This is a genomic window from Paenibacillus pasadenensis DSM 19293 (assembly GCF_000422485.1).
Lineage (GTDB): Bacteria > Bacillota > Bacilli > Paenibacillales > Paenibacillaceae > Paenibacillus_O > Paenibacillus_O pasadenensis.
Genome location: NZ_KE383848.1, coordinates 22,377 through 33,957, shown reverse-complemented (window position 1 = coordinate 33,957; position 11,581 = coordinate 22,377). Strand labels below are relative to the sequence as shown.

The 11,581-nt window shown below is 68.5% G+C and carries 6 protein-coding genes and 1 pseudogene; 4 read left to right on the top strand and 3 right to left on the bottom strand.

What is annotated here, in order from left to right:
• Positions 1-430 precede the first annotated feature (430 nt).
• Both H582_RS0112810 and H582_RS30090 read left to right on the top strand, forming a co-directional pair.
• Positions 431-1,354: a proline dehydrogenase family protein gene (locus H582_RS0112810; RefSeq protein ID WP_028598842.1), complete on the top strand. Its 924-nt coding sequence runs from the start codon at positions 431-433 to the stop codon at positions 1,352-1,354.
• A gap of 228 nt (positions 1,355-1,582) precedes the next feature.
• Positions 1,583-3,544, top strand: a complete 1,962-nt coding sequence (locus tag H582_RS30090) for a sigma-54 interaction domain-containing protein (RefSeq protein ID WP_052333211.1) — start codon at positions 1,583-1,585, stop codon at positions 3,542-3,544.
• Positions 3,545-4,170: 626 nt separating this feature from the next.
• On the opposite strand, the gene H582_RS0112800 is transcribed toward H582_RS30090, so the two are convergent.
• The 3 genes and pseudogenes from H582_RS0112800 to H582_RS27365 form a co-directional block, all read right to left on the bottom strand.
• Positions 4,171-5,700 (bottom strand): sugar phosphate nucleotidyltransferase, encoded by a 1,530-nt coding sequence (locus H582_RS0112800; protein ID WP_028598841.1) that lies wholly within the window; start codon positions 5,698-5,700, stop codon positions 4,171-4,173.
• Positions 5,697-7,043, bottom strand: coding sequence for a glycosyltransferase family 4 protein (locus H582_RS27370; protein WP_052333209.1), 1,347 nt, complete (start codon positions 7,041-7,043; stop codon positions 5,697-5,699). The genes H582_RS0112800 and H582_RS27370 overlap by 4 nt, the downstream gene beginning before the upstream one ends.
• 209 nt (positions 7,044-7,252) lie before the next feature.
• Positions 7,253-8,047, bottom strand: a pseudogene (locus H582_RS27365) (DUF6492 family protein); the annotation flags it as partial.
• A 360-nt stretch (positions 8,048-8,407) separates the two neighbouring features.
• Between H582_RS27365 and pepT the strand changes: the two are divergent.
• Both pepT and H582_RS0112770 read left to right on the top strand, forming a co-directional pair.
• Positions 8,408-9,640, top strand: coding sequence for a peptidase T (pepT, locus tag H582_RS0112780; RefSeq protein ID WP_028598840.1), 1,233 nt, complete (start codon positions 8,408-8,410; stop codon positions 9,638-9,640).
• A 704-nt stretch (positions 9,641-10,344) separates the two neighbouring features.
• The gene (locus tag H582_RS0112770; RefSeq protein ID WP_028598839.1) at positions 10,345-11,538 is read left to right on the top strand and encodes a glycosyltransferase family 4 protein; all 1,194 of its coding nucleotides are present in this window, start codon (positions 10,345-10,347) and stop codon (positions 11,536-11,538) included.
• Positions 11,539-11,581: the final 43 nt, after the last annotated feature.

Sequence of the window (11,581 nt, the reverse complement as noted above, 5' to 3'; positions counted from 1 at the left end):
AGTTACTCGGTTTTTCCGCGTATCTCCCCCATCCGGACGCACATTCGACCCCAGTTACTCGGTTTTCCCGCGTATCTCCCCCATCCGGATGCACATCCGACCCCAGTTACTCGGTTTTTCCGCGCATCTCCCCCATCCAGATGCACATCCGACCCGAGTTACTCGGCTTTTCCGCGCAACTGCCCCTTCCGCACCGCCTGCCTCGCTCCATTGCCCAGCCCCATCCGCAGCCAGCTCATCCGCATTCCGCCGCGCGGCCCGAGCTTCCTCCAAGCAGCCCGCGCGCCGCCGCGGCGCGTGCCGGCCAAGCCGCCAGAAGCCGCCGTGGCGCCAGCGCCCTGGATGCCATAGCCTATACCGTTGGCATGAATATTGCTACTACAACTCCCTAAGAACGCCATTATCCGCATATAAAGGGGAAGGGATCACTATGGACATCGGCTCCGAGCTGTACCGCAAGACGCTGCTCACGATTTCCGGCAATTCGCTCGTCGAGAAGCTTACGCTCAAATACGGCGGCAAGCTCGCCGCCAAATTCATCGCCAGCCAGGAGCTGGACGGCGCGCTCCAGGTCATCGGCGACCTGAACCGCAAGGGCATTATGGTCACGCTCGACCATCTCGGCGAAGGCATCCGGGCGCTGAGCGAAGCCTCCGGCTATCGCGAGGAATACATCCGCCTCGTGCGCGGCATCGAGCAGGCCGGCGTCAACTCCAACGTGTCGCTCAAGCCGACGCAGATGGGGCTGGCGCTCGATCCGGAAGCCTGCTACGCCAACATCCGCGCCGTCGTGCGCGAAGCGGCCGCCTCAGGCAACTTCGTGCGCATCGACATGGAGGACTCGCCCTACACGCAGGCGACGATCGACATGGTCAAGAGGCTGCACGGCGAAGGGCTGACGAACGTCGGTACCGTCATCCAGGCGTACCTGCGCCGCACGCAGGCCGACGTCCGCGACCTGATCCAGAGCGGCGTCAACCTGCGGCTCGTCAAAGGCGCCTACAAGGAGCCCGCCGAGGTCGCCTACCAGAAGAAGTCCGAGGTCATCGACAACTTCAAGGCGATCATCCGCATGCACCTCGACCAAGGCGTCTACACCGCCATCGCCTCCCATGACGACACGATCATCCGCTGGGTGCGCGAGTACGCCTCCGCCAACCGCATCGGCCAAGACAAGTTCGAGTTCCAGATGCTTTACGGACTGCGCATGAACGAGCAGGCGCGCCTCGCCTCCGAGGGCTACCGCGTCCGCTGCTACGTGCCCTACGGCAAGATGTGGTACCCCTACTACACGCGCCGTCTCGCGGAGAAGCCAGCCAACCTGATGATGGTGCTGCAGAACATGTTCCGTTGAAAAATGCCGCCCGCCCCGCAGCGGCCGGCGCAAACCGCAGCTCCCGAGGAGCGGCCCGCCCGGCGGGGCCGCTTCTTTTTTTCCGACAAAGCCCTTCCGCTCGGCTATTTTCGGCGGAAGGGCTTTTCGCATGCAGGAATCGTGTCTAATGTGTCTAATTTCATAGACATAATTGTCTGCCTGTTCATACACTTATTAGACACCCCCATCGACGAGGAGGAACCAACGATGAAGCTGAACCTCCCCCGCTTGATCGAGCTGCCCCAGACGAGCTATGCGCTCTCGGAATGGCCGGAGCAGCAGCCGGAGCGGCCGCTGTTCCGCCAGGAGACAGACGGGAGCTGGAGCTGGCTGCCCGAAGCGCTTGCGAGCCTGCCCGACCGGCTTGCAGCCGCCTTACCCGCGTCGGCGTTCCCCGCATCGCTGCGGCTGGACGAGCTGCCGCCGCTGCCGGACGGCTGCCCTTGGCTGCTGCTGCTGGACGAAGGCGGCCAGCCCTGCGGCTGCGTCTCTGCGGCTGCGGCGCTGGAGGAGCTGCGCCAGTCGTTCCGGCGGCTGAGGGCCGGCTTCGAGGCGACGCTGGAGACGGTCGACAGCGCGATCACGGTCATCAACTCGGACAGCGAGGTAATCGCCTGGACCGGCGAGGCGGAGCGGATGTTCGGCATCCGCCGGGAGGAGATCATGGGACGTCCGGCGGATGCTTTTTTCCAAAAAGAACGGCTCCAAGTGCTGCGCGCGCTGACGACCGGCGAGGTGCTGCAGGGGGCGCAGCATCAGCCGCGGCCCGACATGCACGCCGTCATCCACGCCCGTCCGATCGAGCTCGGCGGCGAGCGCATCGGGGCGGTGGCGGCCGAGCAGGACATCACGTCGCAGATCCGCCTGAACCAGCAGCTGTTCCGTATGACGGCCAAGATGCAGCATCTCGAGCGCAAGGTCGAGCGGCTCGACCCGAGCGGCGCCGATCCGTTCTCGGCGATCCGGGGCGGCAGCCCGGCGGTGCGGGCCTCCGTCGAGACGGCGCGCAAGCTCGCCTCCGCCAAGGCGCCCGTGCTGCTGCTCGGCGAAAGCGGCGTCGGCAAGGAGCTGTACGCCCGCGCGATGCACGATGCCGGACCGGGGCCGGAAGCGCCTTTCATCGCGATCAACTGCGGAGCGATCTCGCCGACGCTGTTCGAGAGCGAGCTGTTCGGCTATGAGCGCGGCGCCTTCTCCGGCGCGGACCCGCGCGGCCGCAAGGGCAAGCTCGACCTGGCGGCGGGCGGCACGCTGCTGCTCGACGAGGTCGGCGAGATGCCGCTGGAGCTGCAGGTGAAGCTGCTGCGGGTGCTGCAGGAGCGGACGTTCTACGCCGTCGGAGGCACGGCGCTGCGGCGCGCCGACTGCCGCATCCTCGCGGCGACGAACCGCGATCTGCTGGCGATGATCGCGGACGGGCGCTTCCGCGAGGACCTGTACTACCGGCTGAGCGTCGTCACGCTCGACATCCCGCCGCTGCGCGAGCGCACCGGGGATGTGTACGAGCTGCTGCCCGCGTTCCTCAGCGAGTTCGCCCTGCTGTACGGCCGCTTCATCGAGGCTTGTCCGCATGAGGTCGTGCAGCGGCTCGCCGCCTACGACTGGCCGGGCAACATCCGCGAGCTGCGCGGCGCGGCCGAGCGGCTCGTGCTGCTCGCGACCGACGGCGTCATCCGGCTGGAGCATCTGCCGCCTCGGCTGCTGCAGAACGCGGCGCGCCAGAGCAGCGGCACGGGCGGAAAGAGCGCTCGCAGCGCCGCGACGCCCGACCGCCTCGGCTGGGCCGGCACGTCGGAAGCCGCTGGCGGGGCTGCCTTCGGCGAGCAAGTCTTCGGGGGGCCAGCCTCGGGCAGCGCCGCTTCCGGCGGGCCTGCCTACGGGGCTGCTCCCGTCGACGCAGCTTCCAGCGGAACCTTCGTCGACGGGGCTGCTCTAGGCAGGCCGTTCTCCGCCGGACCTGCTCCCGGCGGGGCTGCCCACGGCTACGGCAATGGAAGCCAGCCGTTTCCTCCGGCTCGCTGGCCCGACAGCCCGGAAGACTACGAGCGCGAGCGCATCCGCCGGCTGCTCGAGGCTGAGCGCGGCAACAAAAAAGCGGTTGCCCGCCAGCTCGGAATATCGCGAGCGACGCTGTACAACCGCATGAAAAAGCTGGGCATGCCCCTATAGGCAGACGCTGCAAGAAAAAACCGATCTGCGAGCGCCTGCCTTTTGGTCGAGGACGGTCGAGGCGACCGCCCCCAGGCTGGCGACGGTCAAAATTCGCTGCCCGAGGAGACGGCCCACCGCTGAACTCGCCCTCAAGCGGATCGAGGAACCCCGCAGAAGCGGCCCGGAACGATCGGTTGCCGCTCGAAAACGGATCGAGAGGCTTCTTTGTTGCAGCTGAATCTGCTTGCTGCAGCCGGCAGCCGCGCCTCCAGCCCCCCCATTGCCTTGCCGCGGTCAGGGAAAGCCGCCTCATTGACGCAGCTTCAGCCTTTACGACGCGTCAGACGCTTAGAAGCTCATTTGGCCTGCTTTCGCGGCGCTAACGATTCCTCACGCGCTTAGATGTCCCGATGCGCGTGTTTCGGCCATGTTTCGGCGGCTTTTGCGACTCTAAGCGTTTCATCCGTCGTTAGATTTTCAATGGGGCCGCTTGAAGCCTTCTAACGAGCTGATTCGTCGCAAGCTTTCGCGGCGGCAAAGCCTCCCTGTCGAGGTCTCCGCCTGCCGCGACAGCGTGCCTGCTTTCGCGCATTGCGCTCGCCTGCTTGCATCGCAACCGCCTGCCTGCACCGAGCCCGCCAGCTCTACCAGCTCATCAGCAGCCGCTCGATGTCCCGCTCATCGAGCACCCGTCCGATCTCCACCTGCATGCATTGCAGCTCGGTCACGGCCTTGACGCCATGGCGCGAGCCGGGAGGAAAACGCATGACGCTGCCCGGTCCGATCGGGTAGATCTCGTCCTCGAGCATGAAGCGGCCCTCGCCGGAGAGCACGGTCCACACCTCTTCCTTGCCTTCATGCAGATGGTAGCTCGTACACTTGCCCGCATGGACGGCGACGCGCCGCGTCAGCACCTGGCCGCCGCCGCTCAGCCGGTCGATCTCCAGCGTGCGGCAGCTGCCCCAGCGCTTCTCCTCCTGCATCGGCAGTCCGGGCAGCTCGCGAAGCGCTTCCTTGATCCGGTCGGAGTGCTCCTTGCTGGCGACCAGGATTCCGTCGGGACTCGCAGCCACGACCGCGTCGGAGATGCCGATGACGTGGATCGGGCAGCCCAGCTCGTTGATGAGATGGGTGTTGCGGGCGCCGGCCGATACGGCTCCCGGCCCCAGCTGCGCCTCGCCGAGCTGGCTGAGGAACGTGCTCCAGCTGCCGAGATCCTTCCAGCTGCCGGCATAACGCAGCACGAGGCTGCGGGAGGCTTTCTCCGCCAGCTCCTGATCGAAGCTTTTCTCGCTCCATTCTTCGTAGCCCCGCAGCAGCTCCGGCAGCGAGGACGGATATCCCCGCGCCTGAAGCTGACCGAGCAGCCACCCCAGGCGAAAGACGAAGACGCCGCTGTTCCACAGCCCGCCCTGCTTGATCAGCCTCGTCGCCGCCGGCGGATCGGGCTTCTCCGCGAAGCGCCCGACCGGCAGCCAGCCCGCGCCCGTTCCGTCTGCGTCCGCGTCAGGCGGCGCCGCATTCCTGCCCGCTCTCGCGGCGCTTTCGCCCGCGTCCGCGTCCGGCCGCGCTGCGCTCCTGCCAACTCCCGCTCCGTCTGCGCCTGCGTCCGCGCCAGCGTCCGTCACGCCGCCGAACTTCCGGCCGCCGGCCGCCGCACGCCGCTTCGGCCGGCGGGGGCGGGGCTCGCGGATCGGCACGATGTAGCCGTACTGCGCCGAAGGATGCGTCGGCTCGGTGCCGATCATGCCGAGCTCCGCGCCGCGGGCCAGCGCCTCCGGCAGCCGCCGCAGCAGCGCAAGGAAGTCCGCCTCCACGAACAGGTCGACCGGCAGCACGCACACCGCCTCATCCTCCGGCGCGCGGCCCGGACCGGCCAGATAGGCGGCGCCGAGCGCCGCCGCCGTGAACGTGCCGCGCTTGGCCGGCTCCTCCACGATCGGCACGTCCGCTCCGGCATGGGCGCGCGTAATCTCGGCCTGGCTGCGATGGGTCACGATGACCGCCCCCTCCAGCAGCCCCTCCTCCCGCAGCTGGCGGCACAGCCGCTGCATCATCGACTCGAGGGTGCCGTCCGGCGCGGGCAGCAGCTTCAGGAACAGCTTCGACCGGATCTCGTTGGACAGCGGCCACAGCCGCTTGCCCGAGCCTCCGGACAATAGGATAAGTCTCACTTCCGTCTCGTTCTCCTCTCCTTGACGTCTGCCGGAGCGCTCCCGCTCCCGCGCGGCGCCCGCCGGCGCTGTCCACGCAGCGCGGCCGAAACAAAGCCCGGCGGAGCGGCCTCGCCGCTCTCCCGCGAAGCGGCCGCTCCGCCCCGCGGCGGCTGCGTCCCGATCCTCTCCAGCGCTTGCCGCAGCTGCCGTCCCGCCGCTTCCCAGCTCCAGCCCTTCATGTCCTCGCGGCCCTGCCGGCCCTTGCGCCGACAAAGCGCGACGTCCCGGCTCGCGGCGCGCAGCTGCCGCTTCAGCCCGGCCAGATCGGCCTCGGCCCATAGCTGCCCCTCCTGCGCGAACAGGCCGCCGAACCGGCGCGAGATCGCGCCGGCTCCCTTCATGCTTTCCGCCGGCTTCCGCAGCCTGTAAGGAACGGCGAACGAATTGCCGTCCGTCAGGAAGTCGCTCTGCCCGCCCCAGCGGGGCGCGATGACCGGCACGCCGCACGCGAGCGCCTCCATGAACGGCATGCCGACGCCTTCTCCCCGTGTCGGCAGCACGAAGGCGTCCGCCGACGCGTACAGCCCCAGCAGCCGCCGCTCGCCAATATGGCCGGCGACGATGTGGATCGGCGCGGGCCGATGCGGCAGGCGCAGCGAAGCCACGTAGCGGCGGATCGCCCGCTCTGCCCCCGCCGAGCCGCCGGCTTCCCGCCAGCCGCTCGTCTTGATGACGAGCAGCACGGAGTCCTTTTCGCTGAACTCCTCCGCATAGGCGCGCAGCAGCGCCTCCGGATTTTTACGATGCTGGAAGCTGAACACCGAGAGGAAGACGAAGCGCCCCTCCGCTCCGGGCAGCGCGGCTTTCGGCCTGCCCGGCCGGAACCGCCGCGTGTCCACCCCGTGCGGCACCCGGTACACCGGCACGCTGACGCCGCTGTCCTTCATCGCCTGCACGTTGTGCCGCGACGGCACGAGCACCGCATCGTAGCGGTTGATCGTCCTGCGCCACTGGGACGGGATGCGCGACGTCTCCCAGACGGCGTTGAGCACGACCCGTCCGTAGCCGGCCCGGCGCGCCCGATCCGGATCGAGCGTATGCGGCGGATAATGGTACACGAGCATCCGGCGGGTCCCCGGAGCAAGCCGGCCGGCGGCAGGCTGCCCCATGGCCGCCGAAGCGTTCACCGGCAGGCCGGCCCCGCGCAGCGCGCGCACATAGCTCCGGCTCGCTCCGCCCAGTCCGCCGGCGCGGCCGAGCGGGCCGCGCCAGTCGACGGACCAGCCGGAGCGGCGGGCTTGCGGCGAGCGGCCCCGCCCTGGCGCGGCGTGTCCGGCCCGGCCGCTGCCGCGCGGCTTCATCGGCGGCCGCCCCCGCCTCGCCGCACGGCGGCGCAAGCGGCCAGCCTTGGTCCGGCAAAGGCCGACGGCCGACGCTTCGCCGCCCCGCCGCGCAGGAAAGCCGTCCTGCCCGCGTCATCGGCGCGTCCGCTTCCGCCGAGCGTGCGCCGAGCTGCGCCGGCTCCGGCCGGCGCTTCGATCCGGCGCGCGGACGCTCCGGCCTTGCGCACATAGCCTTTGCGCTCGTGGAAGCTCACGGAGCGGTGCTTGGCGGCCAGCTGGCGCGTCCGCTCCGGCGTCAGGCTGCGGACGCCGTCGTGCAGGGCGCGGTTGAGCGCCGGACGCAACCGCACGGCGGCCGGATTGCGGCTGTACACATAGTTGCCGTACGTCTCGTACTCGCTGAAGCCGAACTGCTGCGAGCGGTTCAGCTTGGTCAGGATCGCGCGATGCCAGCTCATGCCGTGGCGCATCTCGATGTCCCGCTTCATGTCGCGCAGCTTCGCCTTTTCGAACAGCATGTAGTGGGTGACGAGCGAGCGCGGCGCGGCCGCCTTGCGGCCCATGAGCCGCTCGTGCATGCGCAGGTACTCCGGCTGCGTCCAGCTGCGGGTGTAGAACGTCGTGCGGCCGCCGGAGCGGAACGTATGGGGCCGGATGAGAACGGTGTCGGCGTCGATGACGAGGAAAAAATCGGCCGAGCACAGCTTGTCGCCGCTCAGCTTGAGCAGCTGCTGGAACAGCCAGCCGGAGCGCTCCCAGCGGGCGGAGCGGTAATGGATGTCTTTTTTCGTCAGGGGCAGCACGGTGTTCTCGTCGACGAATCTCCATCCGTGCTCGCGGCACAGGGAGACGATGGCGTCCTTGCGGGGGGCGACGATGACGATCTCGCCGATCGGATGGCGCACCTGGGCGCGCGCGGCGCGGATGACATGGGGCAGCGTCGGAAGGTCCTTCTCGATCGCGGGGATGAGCACGTCGATGCGGGGGAGCGCTGCGGCTCCCGCCGCCTTCGGCTTCGGCATGGTTTCGATCAACTCCTGTACGGTCGTCAAAAGCTTTGCCACCAGCATATGCCGCCCGCGGGGGCCGGGGCTGGGCAAGCAGGATGAAGGGGCCGATGCCTTGGCGGCTCGGGCGGCCGGCCGGACAGGCGCTTCGGGGAAATGGCGGCCTGCGCCGCGACCCAGCGCTCGGAGGAATGCCGCTGGCGCCGGCCTCGCTGGATTATGTGCCCGCGCACCTGCTATAGTGGACGCATGAAGAGCCTGCTGAGCCGTCCTGGAGGCGGCGCGGCAGGCGCAAGCGACAGATTCCGCTGAAGCGGCGGCTCCACGAGCCGTCCCAGCACAGCAAAGGAGATTTTTTTCATGGACAAGCATGATCTGAAATCGGAACTGATCCGCCGCTTCGTCGCCTATGCGGCCGTCGATACGCGGAGCGACGACAGCAGCGAGACATGCCCCTCGACCCCGGGCCAGCTCGTGCTGGCGCGCCAGCTGGCGGACGAGCTGGAGGCGATCGGGCTGACCGAGGTCACGCTCGACGCCAACGGCTACGTCATGGCGACGCTGCCAGCGACGAGCGCCAAGGCCGTGCCGACGATCGGCTTCCTCGCGCATATGGACACCGCCTCCGACTTCACCGGCACGAACGTGAAGCCGCAGCTCATCGAGAGCTACGACGGCGGCGACATCGTGCTCAGCGCGGAGCCCGGCATTACGCTCTCGCCGCGCGAGTTCCCCGAGCTGGCCGGCTACAAGGGCCAGACGCTGCTTACGACCGACGGCACGACGCTGCTCGGCGCGGACGACAAGGCGGGCATCGCCGAAATCATGACCGCGATGGCCTATCTGGCCGCCCATCCGGAAATTCCGCATGGCCGGATTCGCGTCGGCTTCCTGCCGGACGAAGAAATCGGCCGCGGGCCGCATCGCTTCGACGTCGCGGCGTTCGGCGCCGACTTCGCCTACACGATGGACGGCGGTCCGCTCGGCGAGCTGGAGTACGAAAGCTTCAACGCCGCCGAGGCCGTCGTCACGATCCAGGGCAAAAACGTGCATCCCGGCTACGCCAAGGGCAAGATGCTGAACGCGCAGTCGATCGGCATGGCGCTGCACGGCCGCCTGCCGGCGGGCGAGGTGCCGGAGTTCACGGAGGGCTACGAGGGCTTCTTCCACTTGATCTCGTTCGAGGGCACGGTCGATCGGACGCGCATGCGCTACATCATCCGCGACTTCGACCGCGAAAGCTTCGAGAACCGCAAGAGCCTGCTCGCGACGATCGCCGAGGAGTTCCGCCAGACGTACGGCGCGGGCAGCGTCACGCTCGAGCTGAAGGACCAGTACTACAACATGCGCGAGAAAATCGAGCCGGTGATGCACATCGTCGAGCTGGCGCGGCAGGCGCTCGAGGACTGCGGCGTCAAGCCGGACATCAAGCCGATCCGCGGCGGCACGGACGGGTCGCAGCTGAGCTACATGGGGCTGCCGACGCCGAACCTGTTCGCGGGCGGAGAGAACTTCCACGGCCGCTACGAATATGTGTCCGCCGACACGATGGTCAAGGCGGCCGAGGTCATCCTGCGCATCGCCGCTCTGGCGGAGGAGCAGGCTTAGCCCGCCCGCCGGGCTTGGGAGGCGGCGGGCGCCTAAGCGCCGCAGGCGTAGGCGTTATGGCGCGCGCGTTGCATGCGTAGGCGTTATGGCGCGCGCGTTGTGGAAACACAGGCTCGGATGCAGATGCGGACGTTGCAAACGTAGGCGTTGAAATTGTGCGCGTTGCGGATACGCAGGCGCCGGACGCAGGTTTGGACGTTGCAGGCGCGAGCGTTGCGGATACGCAGGATCGGATGCTGCAGGCACGGGCGCCTAGGCAAAAGTTAGACGCATGATGATGAACGCCGGCAGACAGGGAGCGCCGCTCCTTGCCTGCCGGCGTTTTTGTGCGTTCAGCCTGCCGAACTGCATCAAACCCGCTCCTCGGCGACCCGTAACTCGATTTTTTCGACTTATTGCCCACCCAGCCCCCTCCTCCAAGCCCCGTAACTCGATTTTTCCGACTTATTGCCCACCCCGCTCCCTCTTTGGCGACCCGTAACTCGATTTTTTCGAGTTATCGCCCGCCGAACCCGCTCCTCGAAGCCAAGCTCTTGCCGAACCGCTAGCGCGCCACCACCGCCAAAGCCGCCCTCATTTACAACCTCTACACCCCGCGCTGATCCGGCGCTGACAGTCGTCCGGTAGGCTCTAGCCGAGAGAGCGCGCGGGACGGGATCGCCGAATCTGCCGCTTTCGCTACGACCGAACCGGGAGGGATCGCCATGCGCCTCGCCTTGTTTACGGATACGTTCGCCCCGCAGATGAACGGCGTCGCCCGCACGCTCGGGCGGCTGACCGCCCATCTGGAGCGCCGCGGCATCGAGCATCTCGTCTTCGCCCCCGCCTCGCCTGAAGAAGCGACAACGCCGCCTCCCGCCCCGGAAGCGCCGCCGCTGTCGCTGCGCCCGTCTCCCAGCGTCCCGTTCCTGCTCTATCCGGAATGCCGCCTCGCCTTGCCCAACCTGCTGTCGATCCGCCAGCAGCTCGACCGCTTCCGCCCCGACCTGCTTCATCTGGCGACGCCGTTCAACATCGGCCTGTGCGGCCTCCGCTACGCCCGGCGACGCGGCCTGCCCCATGCCGCTTCTTACCACACCCACTTCGACCGCTACCTGGCCTACTACGGCATGGCCAAAGCCGTCCCGCTCTACTGGCGCTACATCCGCTGGTTCCACCGCAGCTGCGGAGCGACGTTCGCGCCGTCGCGCGAGACGCTGCTCGCCCTCTACCGCCAGGGCGTCGGCGGCCTCCGGCTGTGGACGCGCGGCGTCGACAGCGAGCTGTTCCATCCCGCCAAGCGCCGCGCGGGGCTCGTCCGCGAGCGCTTCGGCATCGCCCCGGACGAGCGCATCCTGCTCTACGTCGGCCGCATCGCGCCGGAAAAGGATGTCGCCACGCTGGCCGAGCTGCTGCGCAGGCTGCCCGCTTCCCGGGAGGGAAGGGCGCGCTGGCTGATCGTCGGCGACGGCCCCGCTCTGCCGGAGCTGCGGGCCGCAGCGCCGGACAACGCCATATTCGCCGGCTATCGCGAAGGCGAGGAGCTGGCCGAGCTGTACGCGTCGGCGGATCTGTTCGTCTTTCCATCGAGCACGGAGACGTTCGGCAACGTGGCGCTGGAAGCGATGGCGAGCGGCTTGCCCGTCATCGGCGCGGACGCCGGCGGCATCCGGGAGTCGGTGCGCCACGAAGCGACCGGCCTGCTCTGCCCGCCCGGCGACGCCGCCGCCTTCGCGTCTGCCATCGAGCGGCTGACGGCCGCACCGGAGCTGGCGCGCCGCATGGGCGAGCAAGGCCGCAGCCATGCCGTCACCCGCTCATGGGTCTCGATTTTCGACGAGCTGCTGGAGCAGTACGGCGAGGTGATCGAGCGCTCCCGGCATGCAGAGCATGCGGGCCGTTCGTACCGCACTGGCTGACCGCGCTCGGCCCGGCTCGGCCTACGCCCCCCTGCCCGGGCCC